The 21448-nt window shown below is 42.9% G+C and carries 22 protein-coding genes and 1 riboswitch; of the genes, 9 read left to right on the top strand and 13 right to left on the bottom strand.

What is annotated here, in order from left to right; genetic code table 11:
• Positions 1-14: 14 nt before the first annotated feature.
• A riboswitch (cobalamin riboswitch) is annotated at positions 15-184 on the bottom strand.
• Positions 185-286: 102 nt separating this feature from the next.
• Complete coding sequence (locus AC6RV6_RS12510; RefSeq protein WP_500241179.1) at positions 287-889, top strand: hypothetical protein; 603 nt, start codon at positions 287-289, stop codon at positions 887-889.
• 32 nt (positions 890-921) lie between these two features.
• Here AC6RV6_RS12510 and AC6RV6_RS12505 read toward each other — a convergent pair whose 3' ends face one another.
• On the bottom strand, positions 922-1509 hold the full coding sequence (locus AC6RV6_RS12505) for a Uma2 family endonuclease (RefSeq protein WP_500241178.1): 588 nt from the start codon (positions 1507-1509) through the stop codon (positions 922-924).
• A gap of 163 nt (positions 1510-1672) precedes the next feature.
• On the opposite strand from AC6RV6_RS12505, the gene AC6RV6_RS12500 reads away from it, so the two are divergent.
• Together AC6RV6_RS12500 and tatA are read left to right on the top strand one after the other, a co-directional pair.
• The gene (locus tag AC6RV6_RS12500; RefSeq protein WP_500241177.1) at positions 1673-3718 is read left to right on the top strand and encodes a prolyl oligopeptidase family serine peptidase; all 2046 of its coding nucleotides are present in this window, start codon (positions 1673-1675) and stop codon (positions 3716-3718) included.
• A gap of 234 nt (positions 3719-3952) precedes the next feature.
• Positions 3953-4123, top strand: a complete 171-nt coding sequence (gene tatA / locus AC6RV6_RS12495; RefSeq protein ID WP_500241176.1) for a twin-arginine translocase TatA/TatE family subunit — start codon at positions 3953-3955, stop codon at positions 4121-4123.
• 90 nt (positions 4124-4213) lie between these two features.
• Here the strand turns inward: tatA and AC6RV6_RS12490 are convergent, their stop codons facing one another.
• The 4 genes from AC6RV6_RS12490 to arsS all read right to left on the bottom strand — a co-directional run bounded on the left by AC6RV6_RS12490 (position 4214) and on the right by arsS (position 8612).
• Positions 4214-5815: a Sll1247 family protein gene (locus tag AC6RV6_RS12490; RefSeq protein WP_500241175.1), complete on the bottom strand. Its 1602-nt coding sequence runs from the start codon at positions 5813-5815 to the stop codon at positions 4214-4216.
• A gap of 127 nt (positions 5816-5942) precedes the next feature.
• Positions 5943-6629: a TVP38/TMEM64 family protein gene (locus AC6RV6_RS12485; protein ID WP_500241174.1), complete on the bottom strand. Its 687-nt coding sequence runs from the start codon at positions 6627-6629 to the stop codon at positions 5943-5945.
• Between the two features lie 96 nt (positions 6630-6725).
• Positions 6726-7502 carry a TVP38/TMEM64 family protein gene (locus tag AC6RV6_RS12480; RefSeq protein ID WP_500241173.1) on the bottom strand — a complete coding sequence of 259 codons (777 nt, stop codon included), beginning with the start codon at positions 7500-7502 and terminating at the stop codon, positions 6726-6728.
• 96 nt (positions 7503-7598) lie between these two features.
• Positions 7599-8612: an arsenosugar biosynthesis radical SAM (seleno)protein ArsS gene (arsS, locus tag AC6RV6_RS12475; protein ID WP_500241172.1), complete on the bottom strand. Its 1014-nt coding sequence runs from the start codon at positions 8610-8612 to the stop codon at positions 7599-7601.
• Positions 8613-8973: 361 nt separating this feature from the next.
• Between arsS and AC6RV6_RS12470 the strand changes: the two genes are divergently transcribed.
• The 3 genes from AC6RV6_RS12470 to AC6RV6_RS12460 are packed head-to-tail and all read left to right on the top strand — an operon-like array spanning position 8974 to position 13102.
• Positions 8974-9444: a hypothetical protein gene (locus AC6RV6_RS12470; protein ID WP_500241171.1), complete on the top strand. Its 471-nt coding sequence runs from the start codon at positions 8974-8976 to the stop codon at positions 9442-9444.
• Between the two features lie 25 nt (positions 9445-9469).
• Positions 9470-10291 carry a fimbrial biogenesis chaperone gene (locus AC6RV6_RS12465; protein WP_500241170.1) on the top strand — a complete coding sequence of 274 codons (822 nt, stop codon included), beginning with the start codon at positions 9470-9472 and terminating at the stop codon, positions 10289-10291.
• A 45-nt stretch (positions 10292-10336) separates the two neighbouring features.
• Entirely contained in the window at positions 10337-13102 is a 2766-nt protein-coding gene (locus AC6RV6_RS12460) for a carboxypeptidase-like regulatory domain-containing protein (protein ID WP_500241169.1), read from the top strand.
• A 221-nt stretch (positions 13103-13323) separates the two neighbouring features.
• Here AC6RV6_RS12460 and AC6RV6_RS12455 read toward each other — a convergent pair whose 3' ends face one another.
• The 3 genes from AC6RV6_RS12455 to AC6RV6_RS12445 all read right to left on the bottom strand — a co-directional run bounded on the left by AC6RV6_RS12455 (position 13324) and on the right by AC6RV6_RS12445 (position 14617).
• Positions 13324-13464, bottom strand: a complete 141-nt coding sequence (locus tag AC6RV6_RS12455) for a hypothetical protein (RefSeq protein ID WP_500241168.1) — start codon at positions 13462-13464, stop codon at positions 13324-13326.
• Positions 13465-13636: 172 nt separating this feature from the next.
• Positions 13637-14140: a Spy/CpxP family protein refolding chaperone gene (locus AC6RV6_RS12450; RefSeq protein WP_500241167.1), complete on the bottom strand. Its 504-nt coding sequence runs from the start codon at positions 14138-14140 to the stop codon at positions 13637-13639.
• Positions 14141-14347: 207 nt separating this feature from the next.
• Positions 14348-14617 carry a hypothetical protein gene (locus AC6RV6_RS12445; protein ID WP_500241166.1) on the bottom strand — a complete coding sequence of 90 codons (270 nt, stop codon included), beginning with the start codon at positions 14615-14617 and terminating at the stop codon, positions 14348-14350.
• A 28-nt stretch (positions 14618-14645) separates the two neighbouring features.
• Here AC6RV6_RS12445 and AC6RV6_RS12440 point away from each other — a divergent pair, with 28 nt between their 5' ends.
• Positions 14646-15905, top strand: a complete 1260-nt coding sequence (locus tag AC6RV6_RS12440; protein ID WP_500241165.1) for a sensor histidine kinase — start codon at positions 14646-14648, stop codon at positions 15903-15905.
• 6 nt (positions 15906-15911) lie between these two features.
• Here the strand turns inward: AC6RV6_RS12440 and AC6RV6_RS12435 are convergent, their stop codons facing one another.
• The 4 genes from AC6RV6_RS12435 to AC6RV6_RS12420 form a co-directional block, all read right to left on the bottom strand.
• A complete protein-coding gene (locus AC6RV6_RS12435) occupies positions 15912-16337 on the bottom strand; it encodes a C6orf136 family protein (protein WP_500241164.1) in 426 nt (141 codons plus the stop codon).
• A 49-nt stretch (positions 16338-16386) separates the two neighbouring features.
• Positions 16387-17130 carry a cation diffusion facilitator family transporter gene (locus AC6RV6_RS12430; protein ID WP_500241163.1) on the bottom strand — a complete coding sequence of 248 codons (744 nt, stop codon included), beginning with the start codon at positions 17128-17130 and terminating at the stop codon, positions 16387-16389.
• A 38-nt stretch (positions 17131-17168) separates the two neighbouring features.
• Positions 17169-17831, bottom strand: a complete 663-nt coding sequence (gene phoU / locus AC6RV6_RS12425) for a phosphate signaling complex protein PhoU (RefSeq protein WP_500241162.1) — start codon at positions 17829-17831, stop codon at positions 17169-17171.
• Positions 17832-17945: 114 nt separating this feature from the next.
• Positions 17946-19301: a sensor histidine kinase gene (locus AC6RV6_RS12420; protein ID WP_500241161.1), complete on the bottom strand. Its 1356-nt coding sequence runs from the start codon at positions 19299-19301 to the stop codon at positions 17946-17948.
• 295 nt (positions 19302-19596) lie between these two features.
• On the opposite strand from AC6RV6_RS12420, the gene AC6RV6_RS12415 reads away from it, so the two are divergent.
• Positions 19597-19749 (top strand): hypothetical protein, encoded by a 153-nt coding sequence (locus tag AC6RV6_RS12415; RefSeq protein WP_500241160.1) that lies wholly within the window; start codon positions 19597-19599, stop codon positions 19747-19749.
• Positions 19750-19774: 25 nt separating this feature from the next.
• On the opposite strand, the gene AC6RV6_RS12410 is transcribed toward AC6RV6_RS12415, so the two are convergent.
• Positions 19775-20524 carry a winged helix-turn-helix domain-containing protein gene (locus AC6RV6_RS12410; protein WP_500241159.1) on the bottom strand — a complete coding sequence of 250 codons (750 nt, stop codon included), beginning with the start codon at positions 20522-20524 and terminating at the stop codon, positions 19775-19777.
• Between the two features lie 128 nt (positions 20525-20652).
• On the opposite strand from AC6RV6_RS12410, the gene AC6RV6_RS12405 reads away from it, so the two are divergent.
• The gene (locus AC6RV6_RS12405) at positions 20653-21420 is read left to right on the top strand and encodes a creatininase family protein (RefSeq protein ID WP_500241158.1); all 768 of its coding nucleotides are present in this window, start codon (positions 20653-20655) and stop codon (positions 21418-21420) included.
• Positions 21421-21448: the final 28 nt, after the last annotated feature.

The raw sequence follows: 21448 nt of genomic DNA, 5'->3' as shown, positions 1-21448 counted from the left end.
ACGTTATTTTTCTGTTGAGTTGCCTCGAGTCGGTGGGTATCCTGACTGAGAAACGAGGCTTGAAACGATGCTTTTCAAGACTTCGATTTCATCACAGTTGCGGGACAGCGCCAGATTTGCACTGGTCTTTCCCCTTCGCATCTGATGGCTGTTCCCCATCAAAACCAACTCAGAGTTATTAACATAGCACGTTGCGATCGCGACAAAATATTGAGAAATATATTTTTTCTCCCGCCATCCGTTCGATAGACAATTGAGCAGGAGTTTCTAAAATGGGAGATATGAGTTGGCAGATTTTAAAATGATTTTACGCAGTTTGTCTGCATTGGGGTTATGGGGCTTGGTTTTCGGTGCGATCGCGACTCCAGTATGGAGTTTGCCCGGTCAACGCACGGAAACGGTGGCCGCATGGATCGCCGGAAATCCAACGTTACAGCCTGTAGATAGCGACGGTTTGACGGTACGGCGCACCGATACGGCTGCCCAACGCTTCGAGTTTCGCGCCTCTGTTTTTCCACCGGGACGCATTAGTTTTTTGGCAAATCCGGGAATTATTCGCAGCGAAAATTTTTCTCTTTACGACTTAATTAATGGGGTTTCGATTCCGAGATTAGAAGAAGCTTTACGCGTTATTTATGGACTGGATATTTATACGGATTATCAAAATGCACAAATCCTGCGCGTTTATCCTTCTGCGGAAACTTTGGAGATGTCTCGGCGTTTAAATTTACCAGGATTGGGAGGAAGAGACGGGCAATTGCGCTTGGGAATTCGTTTTGCGTATTGGTTGGAATTAACGAAGAATGAAGATGGCAGTTCTCATAGCGGACAAATAACCATACTCTTGAAAGAAGATCTGCAAAAATTGGCGAATGAATTGAATCTATAAAATCATTAGCAATTCACGATAAAGAAAAACCCTTAACTATTACCTTGCAAAATTTGTTCGGCGGTTAAGTCAAGTTCTGGGAAGGTTGGGGTAATAATGCGATCGCTACCCGTAAATTCTTCTGAGTCGTACAATCCTTCTACCCAAGAACAAATAATCACTTGGGATTCGAGAGGATCGACTATCCAATATTCAGGAATATTTAAAACGCTATATTCAGCACGTTTAGCTCGGCGATCGGTGCTTTTTGTGGAAGGACTGACAATTTCAACGACTAAAAAAGGTGCGGGTTCATTAAATCTGATAATAGCTTCTCGATTTTGTAAACCTTGCCATTGTTCTCGAGGGATAATTGTAACATCGGGAATACGAAAGGTATCCCAGCGATCGCCTCGGGGGGATTGGATTCCAATCGCCATTTGTTTAGAGACCCAGTTGCGATCGAGTCGTCCAATTTCTTGACGGAATTGGAAATTCAACAAATCGGCGATTTCACCGTGTCGTCCGCTAGGAAGCGCCATTTTGACTAATTCTCCATTAACCAATTCATAACGATTGTCTGTTCCGTCGTCATAACTGAGATATTCTTCAAGAGTAAATCGTTGAGTCGTTACTATCATGGTTTTAAAAAAAACACAATGATCTTCATTGTAGTTTAAAAAGATGCGATCGCACAATATAGCTGGAAACCTTTTATAATAGATTAATACCTTCGGATTTTTTCGATATTTCGCCTTCACTACTGCCGACAGAGACGCAAACAAACAGTGTAAGCAACTAACAATGATGATTCAATATCCAATTACTCGCCAATCCGACCAAATTGATATTTATCACGGCATTGAAGTCAAAGATCCGTATCGCTGGTTAGAAGATTCTAATAGCGAAGAAACTCAAGCATGGATCGAAGCGCAAAATAAAGTAACCTTTGCTTATTTAGAAAATATTCCCAATCGCGACACAATCAAAAATCGCCTAACTCAACTTTGGAATTATGAGAAATATAGTGCTCCTTGGAAACAAGGCGATCGCTATTTTTTTTATAAAAATGATGGATTGCAAAACCAAAATGTTCTCTATACATTAAAAGGTTTAGAAGACGAGCCAGAAATTTTACTCGATCCCAATCAATTCTCTGAAGATGGCACGATCGCATTATCCGGTCTTTCCATTAGTGAAAATGGCAAGTTTGTCGCTTATAGTATCTCGCGATCGGGATCGGATTGGCAAGAATGGAAGGTCAAAAATATAGAAACAAAAGAAAACTTACCCGATTTTCTCAAATGGGTTAAATTTTCTGGTGCGTGGTGGACAAACGATTCTCAAGGATTCTTTTACAGTCGCTATGACGAACCGAATGAAAAAACAAAATTTGAGGATGTTAATTATTTCCAAAAACTCTACTACCATCGCCTCGGAACCGAACAATCCGAAGATATTCTGGTTTATCATCGTCCCGATCGCAAAGAATGGGGGTTTTACGGCCATGTCACGGATGATGGGGCATATTTAATTATTAATGTCCGCTTGGGAACCGATCCGCGCAAGTTGATTTTTTATAAAGATTTACGCGATCCAGAAGGACAAGTTATTGAACTGATTTCTGAATTTGAGGCGAATTATGGTTTTATTGATAATGAAGATTCACTTTTTTGGTTAAGTACCGATCTCGATGCCCCTCGAGGTCGTTTAATTGCGATCGATATTAATAATCCTGCCCAAGAGAATTGGCGAGAAATTATTCCAGAAAGTGAAGAATCTTTAAAAAATGTGGGTGTTTTGGGCGATCGTTTTATCGTTAACTATCTTCAAGATGCTCATACAATCATCAAGATTTTTACCCTTGATGGAACCTTTGTCAAGGAAGTTGCATTACCTGAAATTGGTTCTGCGGGAGGTTTTCTGGGTAAGCGTAATGATACAGAAACGTTTTATGCTTTTTCCAGTTTTACAACTCCAACAACAATTTTTCATTATAACATAGAAACCGGAAAAAGTACACTTTTTCGCCAACCAAAAGTTGACTTTAATCCCGATGAATATATCGTAGAACAGATTTTTTATACAAGCAAAGATGGCACAAAAATCCCCATGTTTGTTACTCATAAAAAAGGCATAAAACGAGATGACAAAAATCCAACTTACTTGTATGGTTATGGCGGTTTTAATGTTTTTCTGACTCCTATCTTTTCCGTTAAAAATCTGGTCTGGATGGAGATGGGAGGAATTTATGCGATGCCAAATTTGCGCGGAGGTGGCGAATACGGAAAAGAATGGCATCAAGCAGGAATGAAATTAAATAAACAAAATGTGTTTGATGACTTCATTGCTGCCGCAGAATGGTTAATTGAAAATCAATATACTACCCCAGAAAAACTCGCGATCGGTGGAGGAAGTAACGGCGGTTTATTAGTGGGTGCTTGCATGACTCAACGCCCGGATTTATTCGCAGCAGCATTACCTGCGGTTGGAGTCATGGATATGTTGCGCTTTCCTCAATTTACCATTGGTTGGGCATGGTGTTCGGATTATGGTTCGCCGGAAAATGAGGAGGAATTTAAGGCATTATATGCCTATTCTCCCCTGCATAATTTAACACCTGGAACAAATTATCCCGCCACTTTAATTACCACTGCCGATCGCGACGATCGCGTGGTTCCTGCTCATAGTTTTAAATTTGCCGCCGCTTTGCAAGCATCCCATGTCGGCGATCGCCCGGTTTTCATTCGCATCGAAACCAAAGCGGGACACGGTGCAGGAAAACCGACGACTAAAATCATTGAAGAAGTTAGCGATCGCTGGGCATTTTTAAAAGCGCTTTTGGGTTAAAAAATAGGCGATTCTTGTTTCGAGATGAAACTCAAAAGTTTTACCAAACCTTCTCTAAAAACGAGGAGGTTGTTTTTTTGTCCGAAATAAATTAAAGTGAATTTGCAGACGGAACTCACATTGCAGCAGGTCGAGCATTTGCCATTGGAAAAATTATTCTCTTGGGAACAATTACTTTGGTAGAGTTAAAATATCGATCGCGATGGTCAAACAAAAAACTCTAGGAAAAATATTATGTTTGGTTTAGGTTGGGCAGAAGTCATTATTATCATCGTGATTGGTCTGGCAATTTTTGGACCGAAAAAGATTCCTCAATTAGGTAGTGCATTAGGAAAAACCCTGCGCGGGTTTCAGGATGAAGTCAAGAAACCCAGCGATCGCGAAGAGGAATTAGAAGACGAATAGGAAAGAATGAAATGAATCGAACTTTTGTCACCTCTTCCCAAACTGGTGACTGGTGACTGGTGACTGGTGACTGGTGACTGGTGACTGATACTATCGCCGTCGCAATTTTTTTAAAGGAGTCAGATCGGCAGAACCAAAGTGAATACTACAAATGACGTGATATGCTTCCAAGAGTTTAATCAGCCACAGAGCCTCATTAGGAGGAAAGACTTCATAATTTTTGAAAAGAATGGCTAAACGTTTGTCAAATTCCGATCGCAGAGACGGACATAATAAAATGACTCTCAATAAAACATCGAGTATGCCATTAATTCCCAATCCTTCTATTGCCTCGATTAAGATGTAATGATCGGGTTGTTTGGCACTCTCTACGGTTAAAAAATTGAGTAGTTTTTTAGCCGTTCGCAACAATAATGATTCATTCATTTTTTGTGGGTTATAGCGATCGAGGAGTCCATCGAGATATTCTTTTAATTGAGGGTTGAATTGCTCGATCGCATAGTCGGAATCGAAGGCAACAACCAAATAAGCATAAAGATGTTCTTTAAAGTCTTGATAGGTCGGTAATTGATAGCTATGTTCCAAAAAACGTTCGGCGACATTGGGATGTCGGGAACGATCGAAAACTTTGCTGGAAAATTTGCTTAAGATTCTCCCCAATTCGCGATCGCTCAATAATGTCGGGTTTTTTTCCCGTTGCAGAATGCGCCCTGCCCCTTGAGATAGCTGTCTAGCGCGGGCAACTTGGGCCAAGCGAAGTTGATAATTGAGAAAACGGACGAGGCGAAATTCAAAATAATGTTCGCTTTTTTCTTGCCAATTTCGCAGGGTTTGCATTTGTTCGGAAGAACTTTCTTCATTAAGTAAATAGTGTTGGTACAAGAAAGGGTAGCGATGAATTAAACTCCCAATAGTCGGCGTTTCTTCAGATTGAGGACAAATAGCCTTCACAAAGTGCTTGAGTTGTTGGTACTTTTCGCTGCTTTCAACGAACTCCCGCACCAATTGGCGCAAGCGTCGGACTCCTCGTGCCTGTTTGAATCCGGGGGCAGGTAAATGCTCAAACAGTTCAATTATCTTGACGATCGCTAGACGATTTTTGGACTTCACGATCCAAGTGTCAATAAGAAGATAGCAACAACGATTGAGAAAATCGTAAAACTTGCTCTCCTCTCGTTTCGCGATCGCAATTTTTTCGAGGGCGGCTTGAACGCTAACATCACTGTAATCGTTAACATCAATAAACAGGTGACGAAAGCGCTTTAATATTTGTTCTGGGGAATCTTCTAGCAAACAAGCTGATAAATGCTCCAAAATATGATTCTCTAATGCCTTGAAGTCGATAGAAGGTCGATCCGATTTCAGAAGCATTTGTTCTAGTATCGGAAAGGCGGGGTTAGGGGCGGGGCGATCGCCGATTTCCATCGGTCTGACATCTTTAATCAACATCCCGAGAATGTTCGCTAATTGCGAGGTTTTAAAGAGAGTTCTCACGCGCCTGTAACTGTGAGCGTCACTTTGGAATTTGAGGATAGAAATTTCGTGTTCGGGGCGAATGGCCAATAATTGGAGGTGGCGATCGTCGGCAAGTTGTTTTAACCGTTGCATCATTCCTCGTCTTTGAGCATTAATTTCTTCAATCGTGAGTGGAGAAACTAATTCCCAAATCATTTGATGGCCTGTATCTTTCATGATTGACTACTTGGCGATCGTTTCTGATGCGATCGCTACCCCCTAACCCTGTCTTAACCGATAAAGATAGGATTTTCCCTTTTTTGTAGAAAAAATTATTATTTCGTTATTAGTTATAGGTTCTTCGCTAATTGCCACTCTTTTTATTCGCCAATAAAGGAAGTAGAGAAAGGAGCGTTAAAATCCCTAAAGCAATAAACAAGGGTAAATATTCACCGCGATCTAAGGCAGTTTTCCCCGTCACTCCCAACCATGTATAAGCGAGAGTGCCGGGGATAATACCAATAAATGTTCCCAAAGAATAAGTTTTTAGATCGATGGGAGTGAGTCCAAATAAAAAGTTAACAATATTGAAAGGTGAAATAGGAGCAAAACGGACTGCTAAAACAAAATGAAGGGGCATTTTTTCGACAGCTTCTTGAAAACATTTGAGGCGATGGTGCTGCTGAAACTTGTTTTTTGCCCAATTCCGCAAACAATAACGAGCCGCACAAAATGCCGCGATCGCGCCTAAAGTTGCCCCGAAAACCGACCAAATCGTTCCCCATATCAAGCCAAAAACTAAACCCCCCGTTACTGTCAAAATCGTTCCGGGGATGCCCAAAACCGTTAAAACGATATAAGCACCGATAAAAGCACAAACTGCCCATTCTTCGCAATGATGGAATGTAGCGAGCCAAAATTCGCGATCGAGAAGAATGGTTTTTAAGGGAGCGATCGCGCATAACAACAAGAAAATTCCCAAAAGAAAGAACCCAAACCGATAAACTTTACGGGTTGAGGAAGAACATAAAAATGGGAATCGGTGTCGCATAAATTGAAATTAATTTATATTTTTCAGTAGTGGATGCTCCGCTTAGTAATCCAGTTGCCTAAGTTTAAAGGTGACAGACAAGACACCTCAAATTTATCAATTTTCGCTACCATCCGCCGCCAATTGAGAGGATGAATCCGTTTTTTCTACCAATTGTTCGTCAAGGGCTTTCTTGGCAATTTTGGTGACAAAAATTGTCACCGCAGCCGTTGCAATAAAACCGACAATGCGAATAATCCATGTTATCGTACTATTCCCTTCACCACCTCCGGCTCCTAAAGTTGCTAAATCTCCAGCTAGAGAACCGAGATAAACATACATTACCGTACCCGGCATCATGCCAATCCAAGAAGCGATAACATAGTCTTTTAAAGAAACTTGCGTCACGCCAAAAGCGTAATTTAAAAAGACAAAAGGAAAAATAGGAGAAAGTCGAGTCAGTCCAACAATTTTCCAACCTTCTTGGGCAACGGCTTTATCGATCGCTTTAAATTTTGGTTGGCTTTCAATCTGTTTGGAGACCCAGCCCCGGAGAAAATAGCGTCCGATAAGAAAGGAAACTGTTGCAGCTAAAGTTGAGGCAACGGAGACATAAATTGACCCTTGTACGACTCCAAAAATAACCCCTGCACCCAAGGTTAAAACTGCCCCAGAAATTAAAGCTGCCGAAGCCGCAATATAGATACCAGCAAAAACAATTGGACCCCATATCCCGAGACCGTCAATCCAAGTTAATGTATTTTGCAAAACGGTATTGATATAGTCTGTAATGCCTAAAACCTTAGCTACCACAATTAAACCTGCTACGACGACTGCGATCGCGATAAATTTGAAAATTGATTTGAATTTGTTGCTTTTCTGGGCTTCAACCATTTTGAGAATGCTCCGAATAACTGTACAAAATTTGTGTGATTTGTCGGGCAAACATTCCCCAACTCAATTGCGGTGAATTGATAACTGGTAACTGATTTAAACCAAAGCACCACCGCAACTAGAACCGCATCCTGCCGTACAACCGTAACAATATTTTGCAGTTTGTACGTTCCGAATTATATCTAAACTATTCAATTCGAGTAATTTCGCGACAGTAAATGTTTCTCCATTGGGCATTTTTGCCGGTAATCCTTCCATCTGATTAAAATCGCAGTCATAAATATTTCCTAAATAATCAATTGAGAGTTCGTTTAAACACATTAGGCTCTCAAGAGTATTCGCATTATAGTGATTTTCTAAAAATTTAACATAAGAATGCAGAATTCCTTGACGTTGTAAATATTGTTTTGTGCGACCGACAGGTAAATTGGTAATGGTGAATAAATGATTGAAACGAACGCCGAAATGTTCATCTAAATATACCTTGTAATCCTTTTCTAACTTTTGTTGATCGGGTGTTAAGGAAAACTCCTCATTTTTTGGTAACGTGGGATTATAAACCAGATCGAGGATGAGTTCGGGATTGGTTCCATAGCCTAATTGGTTTAAGTGTTTGATTGCATGAATTGAACTATTATAAACTCCTGCTCCTCGCTGGCGATCGACATTGGCTTCTAGATAACAGGGAAGCGAGGCAATAATTCTTAGTTTGTGCTTGGCAAAATATGCGGGCAAATCCTCAAAACCGGGTTCAAAAAAGATGGTTAAATTAGAACGAACAATAACTTCTTTTCCTTGTTTTCTGGCAGCTTCAACAATGGGTTTAAAACCATAGTTCATTTCCGGCGCACCTCCAGTTAAATCAACTGTTTGGATTTGCTCAAAGCGTTGGATCGTTTCGATAAGTTGGTCGCAAACTTCTGGGGATAATTCTTCTGTTCGCTTGGGACCGGCTTCGACATGACAATGAGTGCAAGCTAAATTGCACCGCCGTCCTAAATTAATTTGTAAAACTGTAATTTGTTGCTTGTTGAGTGGGGCGTTAATTTTTTGCGAGAAAGGGGTAATTCGAGCGTTCGATTGTTTGGTTTGCAGAGGGGATGTTACCATAATTGAATTGTTCTGAAAAATAAAATTTGGATAAACTATAGCACGGATAGCGAGGATGAGATATCGCGGAGTTGCGCTTTCTAACTTGAATTCCATTCAATCGGATCTAACTGAAATTTCCCTGAGATTGAACTGGATAGATGCAGAGAATATTTTTCGCTCAACAATGATATTGATTTGCCTGTAGAGAGGCTCGATCGCTTTCTTCCAAAATTTAGCCACACCAAGATCCGTAGAATGTCGGTTGACGAAAAAAACGATCGCGATCGCATAAAAACTTGTAAAACTTTCCCTATCCTTAAAGATCCCTTGTTATCATAGAGTCAACTTGATTGATAAATCTACCATAGGAGTCTAGGAAATGCTTCGCCGCTTATTTCTCATTCCTGCTTTAGCGATCGCAGGGATTTGTACCTTAACATCGAGTGTCAAAGCACAAACCGTTAACTTTTCTGGAATTGTTCCCGATTCTTGTACTTGGGGAGTTGCTACAGATGGGCAGTTACAATATAATCCGGCTACTCCCAATCTTTTAACGAGTGATGGACTACCTCCATTTCCTGCAACAATTGAAATCACTTGTCCAAGTGGAGGAACTGTTACTGTTGCGGATCCCGTTCCAGGAGTAGTTCAAGTGCCAACAAATAACAGAGCTTGGGTGATTGGTGCCACTGGAACGATCAACTCGCCAACCGGTGGAGGAGGAACTTTAACAATTGATGATTCACCCATTGCGGAGGTTCTCGATGTTCACATGGAAGCAATTAGCGTACCAGCAACTCTTGCCCCCGGACCATACTCCTATACAGTAACACTAACAGCAGCACCTTAGTTTCTTAGTGAAAACAACTCGAGCAATGGTTTATATCCCAAAAAAGCAAACATTAGTGCGATATCTAGGTGGATTTCTTCTCGGTTTATCCGCTTGGTTGGGAAATAGCCTTGCTCTCGCTCAGTTAGGTGTCTCCCCCATCGTCCTCGAAATTCAAGCGCGTCGCGGGCAAAGTCAGGGGTTTATTAGCGTCTACAATAATGGGGATGAGCCGTATCGCGCTCGGGTTTATACACAACCCTTTACTTACGATCGCGATCGCGGCTTCCAAGCTCTCCCCACCACTCCTCTCGATTTAAGTCCTTACTTACAATTTACCCCTCGGGAGTTAGTCGTTCAACCCGGACAAAATCGCCGAGTACGCTTGATCGGTCGTTTTCCTCCCAGTTTAACCGAAGGAGAGTATCGCACGGCTTTAATTGTCGAAGGATTAGATCCTCTTACCCTCGTTGATGAAGCGGGAAATACAGTTAAAATCGTGCAGCAAGTTGCCGTGACGGTTTTTGTGCGAAATGGCGAGTTAGAAGCCGAATTAGTCGCCGATCGCGCAACATGGAATTCTCAAACTCAACAGATTACCATTTTGGTGCAGAATGTAGGAGGAGCATCGGCAAGACCGGGAATTGAGTGGCGTTTGTTGCAAGCAGACACGGAAATCGATCGCGGCAAAGTTTCACCAGAAATTGTGTTAGCCGAAAGCGATCGCAATTTGATGATTACCTATCCCGAAGGCGCAGAAATTCCACCCCCGGGAACCTATCAGCTTCAGGGTGAATTGATTTGGCACGAAGATAATTATCGTCAACAGAAAACAGAATCTTTTCAGGTTGAATTTATCATCGAATAATTTATTATTGGTTGTTGGTTATTTGTTGTTGGGGAGAACTGAATTTTGCGTGCCAGCATCAGATCTATTGTGCTATGTGGTTTAACGATCGCTTTAACAGGAGGAAAAGCGAGATCTGCATTTTCTCAAATTTCTCTAGAAACTTCCCCCAACACGCTTCTCGATAAAAATAAACCTGCAATAGATGCGATCGCAGAGCAGGGAAATTTACCACAAATTCCCATTTCCCCCTCTTCCTTACTAGACAAAGATAAGCCCAATGCAGAGACCCCTTTTTTAGAAGAAAATAAGATCCCTTCCTTTCCCATTAATTCTAGTTTTAGTACCATTATTGTCGGCATTGATATCAATCGTAGAGCCGCGATCGCAGGAACTTTAGTTAGAGGTCAAGAAGATGGGACACAAGCGATTAATTTATCCCATTGGTTGATTCCTTTTGATGTCGTGCGCGAGGCATTAAATTTGGAAATTACGCCCTTAGAAACAGGAATTTTAGAAGTGCGATCGCGTTACTTTGTGACTCAGATCGATCGCGATCGCTTGCAACAAGATTCAGAATTAGGACAAGTCTTTTCTGTGGCTCAAATTGAAGAACTTTTCGGCATTTCCGTAGAATTTGACCTCGAAAACTACGCCCTGAATTTTCAAACCCCCCGCATCACGCCAGATTTTCGCATCGGAATTGAACCCCCTCCCGTAGAAATAGAAGGACTCGACAAAATTAAACCCGATGACTTTACCTTATCTGCGATCGAACAGCGCATCGATACGGCGGGAGTGCGAGGAAACTCCAGTAACACCCGAGGGGATCTCGCGATCGTCGGCACTGTAGCGAGAGGGAGCTACTTTTTTCGCCTCAATCAAAATAACTTAAGCGATTCGCGAACATGGAGTCTCACAGAAGGACAATACTTGCGGCAAAGCGATCGCGCCGATTACGTTTTAGGGTCTCAAGCGACCTTTTGGAATAGTGGCGAACGAGGGGATTTTGTCGGCTTTACCACTATTCAACGGCAAGGATTTAACCCACCGACTTATCCTCGCCGAGGAGGATTCAATCCCGAGGAACGATTGCGAGGACAACAAATCGGGCGCACCATCGTTGGACGGGCAGATCCGGGAACTTTAGTGCAGCTCGTAGTCGGATCGAGTAACTTAATCGATGAAGTTTTGGTAGATTCTTCGGGAATTTATCGCTTTGAAGAGATTCCCGTCGGGCAAAATTCCTTTTATCGCGGGGGATATCGTCTGTTTCTCTATCCCGAAGGACGACTTTCCGCACAGCCAGAAGTGCGATCGCCGACTTTTGCCAATGTTGCGGGACAATTAGAAGCGGGAACTTCCGCAACGATCGCTTCTGTGGGAGCTCGACGGGTAACGGGTACGCAGGAGAATGGGATTTTAGGAAAATTCGAGAATATTGCCGTCGGAGTGGGACAAAGATGGGGAATTAGCGAAAATTTTACCTTTGGTGTGGGGGCTGTCGTTGACAATGACTTTCGCGGTTTAGGGGAAATCTTTTTCAGTCCGACGGGGATGAACTTTCAACTCGGGGCGAGTATTTTGACCCCCGATCGCAACGAAACTTGGGATATTAATGCCGATGTTTACTTTCGTCCTTTCCCAGAATTATTAGCACGATTTAATAGCGATCGCTTTTCTCGTCGTCTCAATGTAGATTGGCAGATTTTACCCACTGTTTCCCTTTTGGGAATTTATGACAATATTAATGGTTTAGCAGGAGGGATTCAAACCGTTTCCGGAGGGAATAATTATTTGAGTTTTGTTCGCGCCATCTTAGACGAAGAAAGTAATTTACGCTGGAATATAATCCAGCGCTTGGGAGTATTAGAATTTACTCAGCAAGGGACTGAAATTGGCTCAACTTCGCAACTGGATTTTAATCTTTCTGGCAATCCTGTTTTTGATTGGGGACATTCTTTTTTAGTAGGCTATGAAACCCGCAATTTACAGGGTAATAACGAGTTAGCAACTCTAGCATGGCGCTATCGTTCCCCAGAAAGGGCGCGGGATGGGCGTTATCTTTATGAAGTCGAGGTAGGTTACGGGTTTGGCTCTTTGGGATCGGGATGGGTGGCGACGGCTCAAACCACTGTCATTCCGGGGTTTTTAGTGCGGGCAATTTATCAGGGAATTTCCGTCACCAGCGATCGCGACTCCTACCGCTTGGAACTTCTCTCCAGCGTCAATTTACACCCAAGGCTGGCAGAAGGCGATCGCCGTTCGGATTTATTGAGAACCCAAGGAGGGCTTGCTATTTTACCCTTTTTTGATGAGAATAGTAATGGTAAAAAAGGAGCAAGAGAAACCTTTTTTTCCAAAGGAACAGAATATCTTTTAATTCTCAACAATCAACCGATTTCAACTTTTCGTCCCACTATTGAAAATCAACAAGTTCTCTTGCGCCTTCCTCCCGGAATCTATCGACTCGACTTGGATCCGGCAGGTTATCCTATTGATTGGCAGCCCTTAGAATCGGCTTATGCGATCGAGGTTGTGGAGGGGAGTTATACACCCCTTTATGTGCCTTTTGTGCCTGCTTATAGTTTATCGGGTGTGGTGACAGATGATGAGGGAAATCCTATATCAGGGGCAACAGTAGAGGCATATAATTCAGCGAATGGCGATCGCGGTTTTTCTGTCACAAATACCGCCGGCGTTTATTATATTGAAGGTTTACAAGAGGGAGTTTATCAATTAAAGGTTAATACTCGGGCGGCACGACCCGAAGAAATTATTTTTGAGTCAGCATCAGAGCGTTTTCAAGAGTTAAATTTAGCGATCGAGTGACAATAATTCACTATCAATTCTATTATTGGGCTGGAGTCTCTTTTTTTACTGGTCTGCGATCGCATTCCTGCAAAATTTCTCTATATTGTTGGGCGATTGCCTTGACGCAAACAATCGCGGGAATTCGGAGTTGCGAACGATATATAGAGATTTTTGTTTTAATTGACCGAGCAGATTTGTAGTTTCAATTGGAAGTTTTGCCATTTTGAGAGCGATCGCGTTTATCTGGTCAAATTATACGATCGCACCTCCTCGATCCGCTCTACCTCCAAATCGAGCAGCGCATCCGTTACCGTAAAATCATCCCACCATTGGGCATATTCCTCGCAAACCGAATCTAAATAAGTCGTCCAATCTGTCATCTTTGGCGCATATTGTCACTAAAACCATGTTAATACGTCCGATTCTGTCTGGTTGTAGAAAGAAGCGATCGCACGAATGAGATAAACTTCTCTCAATTTGAGATAAAGCTAAAGAGGAGAACTGGTTTTGCTCTCCTCATACCGATTTACGCGCACCCCGATCGCACCAAATCTAGCGGCGATTGCCACCCCCGCGACCTCCACGTTGAGGCGGCTCCATTTCTGCGAGTTGAGCGCGTTGTGCTGGGGTGAGAACTTCGCGAATTTGCAGCATGGTCTCAAAGCGGCGATCGCTTTTTTGGTCGCGCAAATTTTCCATGACTTGATGTTGTTGGCGTAACTCGCTTTCTGAAGCATTACTGCTCATTAAAGAGCGCATTTGTTCTCGCGCATTTTGCATTTGTTCCCGCAATCCTTCAGAATTGGCTTTAGCTTGTTCGCGAATGGCTTGAATTTGTTGCTTTTGATCTTCGCTGAGGTCGAGTTGTTCTAACATCCGCATTCCGCGATCGCCGCGACCGCGACCGCCGCGATCGCCATTCGGTGATTCTTGAGCGATCGCTGGAGCATCGAATTGAGAGTACAACGCATCTGCACCCACCAAAGCAACAGCACCACCAAGGGTCAAAACGAGAGGAGAAGCAGCGAGGAGAAAGAATTTAGGAAGTTTCATCATTGAAGTGGCTCCGAATACCTTGATTTTGTTTACGCTTCTATCCTAAAAAAAATCCCTTCCTTTCAACCTCGATCCAAGGACTCGAGTTCTCTATGACTCGAGGGTGAAGTTTTTCTGTGACTTTTGACCCGAGTGGCAAGGTGCGATCGCCCGTAGATGAACGAAACAAAATCGTGCAATGTTAAGATACGGTTCGCTTTGGTAAATTTACTCTTTGCTGCTTAGCAACCGGATGGCCGATGTTGCGATGAAAAAAAACGCAACCCCAAAGCAACCAAAAGCACCGAAATAAAGAACATTAAGAAAAGTCTTGAGTTCGGGAGTATATTCTATTGCTTGAGAAGAACATCCCGACCCAACCAAATTCATTGGACTAATGAGAATCATAATCCCAATGAGAAAACAACCTCCGCAGAGGATTAAGGCAATACCACCGCTTAAAAGAATTGCATTCTGCCAGACTTTTCCAGTTGTCATCTTGGTTATTAATTATCGGTATTTTTAAATGAAAAATGAACTTTGGCGCGATCGCTCTTTTCGTCTCTTACTTTACCTCGAATGGATTCTCTTGGGGGTTGCTCTCATTGCCACTCTTTCCCCCCAAGGTTTGCCACCTCCTCATCGTTTTCCCGTACACCCTCCGCGTTGGCGATCGCGACCATTCCCCACCGGCGCGATCGGCTGTATTGGCTTATTAGGGTTATTGGGATTGCGTTTGCCTATGCGATCGCGGTTGCAACAAGTTCTTTACACAGCTTTAGGGTTTGGGTTATGTTGGCTGGCCGTATTTCTTGGCGGTCGTCGAGAATCTCTCTTTTTTGCCCTCTTATTAATTGTCGTTATTCGCGCCTGCATTCTCTTCCCTTGGCCTGGACGCTTAATGGTTGCCTTTTGCGCTTACGGATTCTTTCTCCTGCGCCTCATGTTGAGAATTTATCTGGCTATTCAACGCCACAATACCATCAGACCGGGAGAAATCGCCTCGGAATGGTTGCGAATTGCTTTCGGTTTTGCCATTAATTCTGCCTTACTTTTTGGTCTGGTTTTGGCCTTTGTTTTATTATTAGTGGGAGCATTACTTTCCGAACGTCAAAGCCGCCAAGCCTTAACCCAAGCGCACGATCGCCTCCGCAAATATGCCCTGCTGATTGAAAATCAAGCCACATTGCAAGAAAGAACCCGCATCGCCCGAGAAATGCACGATTCTGTCGGTCATTCTCTCACCGCCCAAAGCATCCAACTCGAAAACGCCTCTGTCTATTTTGCCCAAAATCCGGATAAATCTCGCTATCATCTCAAAGAAGCGCAACGTTTGGGTAAAGAAGCCCTCAAAGACGTGCGCCAGTCTGTGGCCAGTTTGAGAAACCCGCCGTTACAAGGGCGATCGCTTAATTTAGCGTTAAAAAAATTACTACAAGAATTCCAACAAACTACTCAAATCAAAGTAACCTCACAAATTCGCCTGCAAGACTCCCTCAACTCAGATATTCAAACCGTTCTCTATCGCGTCGTTCAAGAAGCCCTCACTAATATTACCAAACACAGCCAAGCCGATCGGGTAGATTTGGCGATCGCTTCGAGTCTCACGGGAATAGATTTGGAGATTCAAGACAATGGCAAAGGCTTTGCGCCACAAGAAAATACGACAGGCTTTGGTTTACAAGGAATGCGAGAACGAGTAGAAGCCTTGGGGGGAAATTTTTCTCTCCAGTCTCAACCCGGTTTGGGTTGTCAAATTCACATTGTTATTCCTGCACTGGTTTAAAGCACTTTACCGATTAACAAATTGTTTTAAAATCTCCCAAGGGGAACGATCCCAGCGATCGCAATGGTCGTAAATGAGTGCTTTTTCTGTTAGTTTATAGGTTGAAGTACCATTAAAAAACACCTTGGCTTGCCACGGTATGCGCAATCTTCCCCTCACCGTCCAATCAACGAGAATACAGTTTTTTTGAGTAGTTTTAATCTCATGGACATCAAAATAAATCTCGCTAAAAAATAGTCCGGCATGAAAGCGTAATGTCCAAAAAATAATGCGATAGTTGAATTTTCCTTTAAATTGATTGACGGGATCGCGAAATTCTATATCTGAGGTATAAATATCATAGGAAATATCTTGCTCGAATAGAGTTGGTAAATCGTGATGGAGGATTTTAATAACACGTTCGATTTGGCGATCGTATTCTTCTGAAGTCATTTCAGTTATCAGTTATCAGTTATCAGTATTGTAAATCAAAATTTGAGGGCTATTTTTCTGGATTAAGTAAATCTTCTAGAGAAGGATAGAGAATTTTTTCGATCGCTTCAGGTTCGAGATCGCAAAGAGGAGAAAATGACTCTACCTTACCACTGAACAATCTTTGCAAACTTTGTACCAATAACGGGAATGCTAATAATGCGATCGCGCCACAAACCAACAAACTCACAACACCATCCGCCCAAAACCAATGCAGCCACATGACGGCGATCGCGGCCAAAATTACCCCGACAGATGAAACAACATCGGCAACAACGTGAAAAAAGGCACTTTTAAGATTGAGATCGCCACAACTACAGCGATACAAACTTATCGCATTAATCCCATTTACCATCAGTCCGAGAATTGCTAATAATAACATGGGTAATCCGTGAACTTCTGGGTGAGGGGAACTGAGGCGAAGAATTGCTTCCCACCCCACCCAAATTGCCACCCCCAATAAACTTAAACCGTTAACTAAGGCTGCGATCGCTTCAATTTTAGAAGGAACTCGGGCAATGAGCGATCGCGATCCCCGTTCCTCAAAATGAGAAGTTAACCAAGTTGCTGTTAAAGTAATTCCCAAGGCTGCAATATCGGAAAAAACATGACCTGCATCCGCCACCAACGATAAACTATGACTGAATGTAGCTGCCAATAATTCCGCCACAAAAAAGCAACTTAAAAGGAGCAAGGCTAACTGTACAAGTTTAGTTTTCGATCGCATTTCACTCAGTAATTGTTTCTTGTTCACTGATAACTGATAACTGATAACTGATAACTGATAACTGTTCACTGTCTCTGTCCCGTAACAATATAAGCGACGCGCTGACCGATATTAGTGGCATGATCGGCCATGCGTTCCAAATGGCGAATTGCCAAGACCATTAATAAAATGGGTTCTACAGATCCCTTAATATCTTTTGCTTCTGCAAGAGTTTGATAAAGGCGATCGTAAGCATCGTCAACGAGGTCATCCATCACTTTAATTCGCCGTCCAGCCTTGGCATCCAATTCAGTTAAGGCGACTAAACTGGTGGCTAACATAATTTGAGCATTACGAGACATTTCCTCAATTTCTGGCAAGCAAGGATGAGGAGAATAGGTCGCTAATTTCATGGCTAATTCTGCCAAATCTTGAGCATAATCGCCAATTCGTTCTAAGTCTCGCACGAGGTGCATAAAAGCATTTAATAAGCGTAAATCTAAAGCTACGGGACGCTGCAAAGTAATGAGCTTTGCACAGTCGAGTTCAATTTGACGATAATAGGTATCGATTTGTTTCTCGATCGCATCGATTTGCGCGATCGCATCTAAATCCCGAGCAAATAAGGCTTGATGGCTTAAGCGAAATGACTGTTCGACTAATGTTCCCATTCGTAAGACATCTTGATCGACTTGTTTGAGAGAACGTTCGAGTTTTGTGGTAGGTGTAATATAAGAGGAAAGTGTCATTTTAAAAAAATAATAGTAAACGAGAGCGATCGCAAAATTGAGGAAAAATTCTGGCTAATAGAGAGACCTCAAAAGTGTAAATATAAAACAGTAATAACAACTAAATGTTAAGATTTAATGAAAATTTGGTAATTGAATGCGTAACCATGCTCCACCTGTTTCTGGATGGTTTTGGGCAGCGATCGCACCGCCGTGAGCCATAACAATCTTTTTGGCAATTGTCAGTCCCAACCCACTCCCCCGACGCAGAGAAGCTGTATCTAAACTAGAGGAATTAATATTTCGTTGCCGAGAAGCATCCCCTCGATACAGGCGTTCAAATACTCGCTCTAAGTCCGACTCGCGAAAGCCGCAACCCGAATCGATGACATCAATTGTAATCCAAGATTTTGGCTCGGTTGGTGTTTCTGCTGATTCCTCCTGCGTGACTTCAACTTGGATCGAATTGCGATCGGGACTATATTTGATACTGTTATCGAAAATATTGAGAAAAACCTGCACGAGACGATCGCGATCGCCGAGGAGTTGCAAGGATTCTTCCCCCGAGTAAGTTAATGTTAGCGCTTTTTGTCTGGCGAGAGGCTCTAAGGTTTGCCAAACTGAGAATAATAACTCTTTTAAATTCAAAGGCTGAAGATCGAGATCGATCTTGGCTTGTTGTTGAAGTTGGGTGACCTCTAAAGCGTCTTTAATGAGGGAAATTAAGCGATCGAGTTCTCCCACGATGCGATCGACCCATGTTTTCAAGGACGGATCGACGCGAGTTTGCAAGGCTTCTGCGACAAGATAGATAGAAGTGAGAGGGGTTCGCAGTTCGTGGGTCAAATCGGAAAAAACCCGATCGCGAGAGGCGATCGCATCAAGGACTGGTTGCCGATTTTCGAGAAAAACCCCCACCTGTCCTTCCGGGAGAGGCAAACTCGAGGCACGTAAGGTGACGGAATAATCGCGCGATCGCTCTGGAGAAAACTGAAATGAAGGCTTGTCTCCCGAAAAAGGAACGATCTGATACACCCATTCTTGTTGTTGAGGCGTTTGTTCTCTACGGGTTTGTTCGATGAGTCGATCCAATTCGTAAGAACGGACTAATTCTAATAACAAGCGTTGACGTTCTGGATCCCAGCGATCGATCCGCAAAAGTTGCCGAGAATATTCATTACACCAAAGTAATTGATTAAAGCGATCGATTTGTAGATAACCGACTGGGGCAGTATTGATGACTTCTTGCAGTTGTTGTAGTTGCTCTGTAAGCTGCTGATGCGATCGCGCCAGCAGACTCATTGCCCCGCGCAAGCGAGACAAAATAGGGAGAGACGATTCAAAGTCCGCCGGATGAGGGAATAAGGCAAGGAGATGTGTAACTCTACGATTAAATTCATATTGCTTAAACCCACAGATCCCCAACCCAAGGACCAGTCCCAAAATAAATGCTAAGGCAATTTCCAAGACAAAATATTCCCACTCAATCAAGATATTCCTATTTCAACGATAGAAGCGATCGAAATGCAAGGGAAGAAGGAAAAGTAGACAGATTTCATTTTAAGTCGAGACAAGGCATGCCTTATCTCGACAATATTATGATGGGATTTTCTTTACACTCATTGCAATTCTTACATCAGACTCCTTAACATTCTGTTGCAGAGAGATCTGCATCACATTCTCTGCAAGCTATCAGGTTAAGATTGAGTTAAGAGAAGATTAATTGAAGTGTTTAAACATCAATCATCCTTATGTTTTCAACATCTCAATATATTCAAGGAGAATTATGCAAACGATCGCGAAACCTATAGCCAAACCCATCACGAAACCCACTCTTTACTCATATCCGAACAAACCCACACCGACACCAAAACATCGTTTGACGGCAATATGGCTTAAAGATCCTCAAACCGGACATCTCTATTGTCGATGGGTCTGAACAGTGAACAATTCAGTACGAGAATTTATCCGAAGCGGTAGCCAAATCCCCGGACAGTAATAATATATTGGGGTTTGCTGGGATCTGCTTCTAATTTTTCCCGCAGCCAGCGAATGTGAACATCTACGGTTTTTGTATCCCCAAGGAAATCTAAACCCCAAATGCGATCGATGAGTTGCTCTCGAGACCATACCCGTCGAGGGTAGCTCATAAATAATTCCAACAGGCGAAATTCTTTCGGAGATAAGGAAATTTCTTTTTGGTTTATCATCACGCGACACTCTTCAGGAAAAAGCGTCACATCTTTAAATTGCAAAACTGAGGGTTTGGCGGTGGTGCTAAAGCTTTGACGGCGCAATAAAGCGCGACAGCGAGCCACCAATTCTCTCATGCTAAACGGTTTAGTGAGATAATCATCGGCTCCAACTTCTAACCCCAAGACGCGATCGGTTTCGCTGGCTTTGGCGCTGAGAATTAAGATGGGAATAATATTGCCTTGATAGCGCAACAGACGACACAGATCGAGACCATTGAACTGCGGTAACATCAAATCGAGAACGATCAAATCGAATGAGGACTTAGAAGGGGATTCAGATTCTTGCAATAAGTTTAATGCCGTGCGCCCGTCGATCGCCGTGACGACTTCATAACCTTGCTCTTTGAGAGCCAGTACGACCATTTCGCGAATGAGTTCTTCATCTTCCACGACCAGAATGTGGGGAGGGTTAGATAATTCTGGTTTGGTGGCGCTCTTTGGTATATCTAGCGACAGCATAAAATAAGAAAATATGGGGTTCTTGGCAACATATACACTATATCGGGATAAGGTGAAATTTTTCCATGTGGAAAATGTAATTTTTTCCTTTTGTTCGTATCTTCTTTCTTGACAAAAAATAAATAGTTATGCTGTTACATTTAAGTACTTGGCCGGAGGTTGAAAGTTATTTAACCCGATCGCAAGGAATTATTTTTCCTATTGGCTCGACGGAACAACACGGTCCGACAGGCTTGATCGGCACGGATGCGATTTGTGCTGAAGCGATCGCCAAAGGGGTCGGAGAGGCGACGCAAGCATTAATTGCACCGACGATTAATGTCGGGATGGCATTGCATCATACGGCCTTTCCGGGATCGATCAGTCTACGTCCGAGTACTCTCGTTCAAGTCATTAATGATTATGTGACTTGTTTGGCGCGATACGGATTTACCCATTTCTTTTTTATCAATGGTCACGGGGGCAATATTGCAACCCTCAAAGCGGCTTTTTCCGAAACTTATTATCATTTGGCTAATTTGCAGATTCCCAATAGCGATCGCGTGCGCTGTCGGGTCGGAAATTGGTTTATGTGCAGTTCGGTTTACAAACTTGCCAAGGATCTCTACGGCAAAGAGGAGGGGTCTCACGCGACTCCTAGCGAAGTGGCTTTGACGCAATATATCTATCCTGACTCCATTAAAATTGCCCCTTTATCCCCAGAAGTGGCTTCAGGTCATGGCATTTATAGCGCGGCAGATTTTCGCCGTTCTTATCCCGATGGACGCATGGGATCGAATCCTGCTTTAGCCACCCCAGAACATGGCAAAAAACTTTATGAATTAGCCGTGAAGGAATTAAGCGATCGCTATTTAGAATTTCTCGGTATTGACGCTCCCACCTTTCCGCTTCGCTAAAAAGGTGGGATTCCCGGATCATCCAGCC

The sequence above is a fragment of the Spirulina sp. LEGE 11439 genome (genome assembly GCF_059821285.1).
Note: the sequence above shows the minus strand (reverse complement) of the source record. Positions and strands in the feature narration are given on the sequence as shown.

Bases quoted from the DNA above. Each gene is read 5' to 3' on its own strand.
- AC6RV6_RS12410 (WP_500241159.1), bottom strand. From the start codon at position 20,524: ATGCTGTCGCTAGATATACCAAAGAGCGCCACCAAACCAGAATTATCT.
- arsS (WP_500241172.1), bottom strand. From the start codon at position 8,612: ATGGTAACATCCCCTCTGCAAACCAAACAATCGAACGCTCGAATTACC.
- AC6RV6_RS12450 (WP_500241167.1), bottom strand. From the start codon at position 14,140: ATGATGAAACTTCCTAAATTCTTTCTCCTCGCTGCTTCTCCTCTCGTT.
- AC6RV6_RS12435 (WP_500241164.1), bottom strand. From the start codon at position 16,337: ATGACTTCAGAAGAATACGATCGCCAAATCGAACGTGTTATTAAAATC.
- AC6RV6_RS12505 (WP_500241178.1), bottom strand. From the start codon at position 1,509: ATGATAGTAACGACTCAACGATTTACTCTTGAAGAATATCTCAGTTAT.
- AC6RV6_RS12465 (WP_500241170.1), top strand. From the start codon at position 9,470: ATGGTTTATATCCCAAAAAAGCAAACATTAGTGCGATATCTAGGTGGA.
- AC6RV6_RS12455 (WP_500241168.1), bottom strand. From the start codon at position 13,464: ATGACAGATTGGACGACTTATTTAGATTCGGTTTGCGAGGAATATGCC.
- AC6RV6_RS12445 (WP_500241166.1), bottom strand. From the start codon at position 14,617: ATGACAACTGGAAAAGTCTGGCAGAATGCAATTCTTTTAAGCGGTGGT.
- phoU (WP_500241162.1), bottom strand. From the start codon at position 17,831: ATGACACTTTCCTCTTATATTACACCTACCACAAAACTCGAACGTTCT.
- AC6RV6_RS12500 (WP_500241177.1), top strand. From the start codon at position 1,673: ATGATGATTCAATATCCAATTACTCGCCAATCCGACCAAATTGATATT.
- AC6RV6_RS12415 (WP_500241160.1), top strand. From the start codon at position 19,597: ATGCAAACGATCGCGAAACCTATAGCCAAACCCATCACGAAACCCACT.
- AC6RV6_RS12480 (WP_500241173.1), bottom strand. From the start codon at position 7,502: ATGGTTGAAGCCCAGAAAAGCAACAAATTCAAATCAATTTTCAAATTT.
- AC6RV6_RS12405 (WP_500241158.1), top strand. From the start codon at position 20,653: ATGCTGTTACATTTAAGTACTTGGCCGGAGGTTGAAAGTTATTTAACC.
- AC6RV6_RS12490 (WP_500241175.1), bottom strand. From the start codon at position 5,815: ATGAAAGATACAGGCCATCAAATGATTTGGGAATTAGTTTCTCCACTC.
- tatA (WP_500241176.1), top strand. From the start codon at position 3,953: ATGTTTGGTTTAGGTTGGGCAGAAGTCATTATTATCATCGTGATTGGT.
- AC6RV6_RS12485 (WP_500241174.1), bottom strand. From the start codon at position 6,629: ATGCGACACCGATTCCCATTTTTATGTTCTTCCTCAACCCGTAAAGTT.
- AC6RV6_RS12440 (WP_500241165.1), top strand. From the start codon at position 14,646: ATGAAAAATGAACTTTGGCGCGATCGCTCTTTTCGTCTCTTACTTTAC.
- AC6RV6_RS12470 (WP_500241171.1), top strand. From the start codon at position 8,974: ATGCTTCGCCGCTTATTTCTCATTCCTGCTTTAGCGATCGCAGGGATT.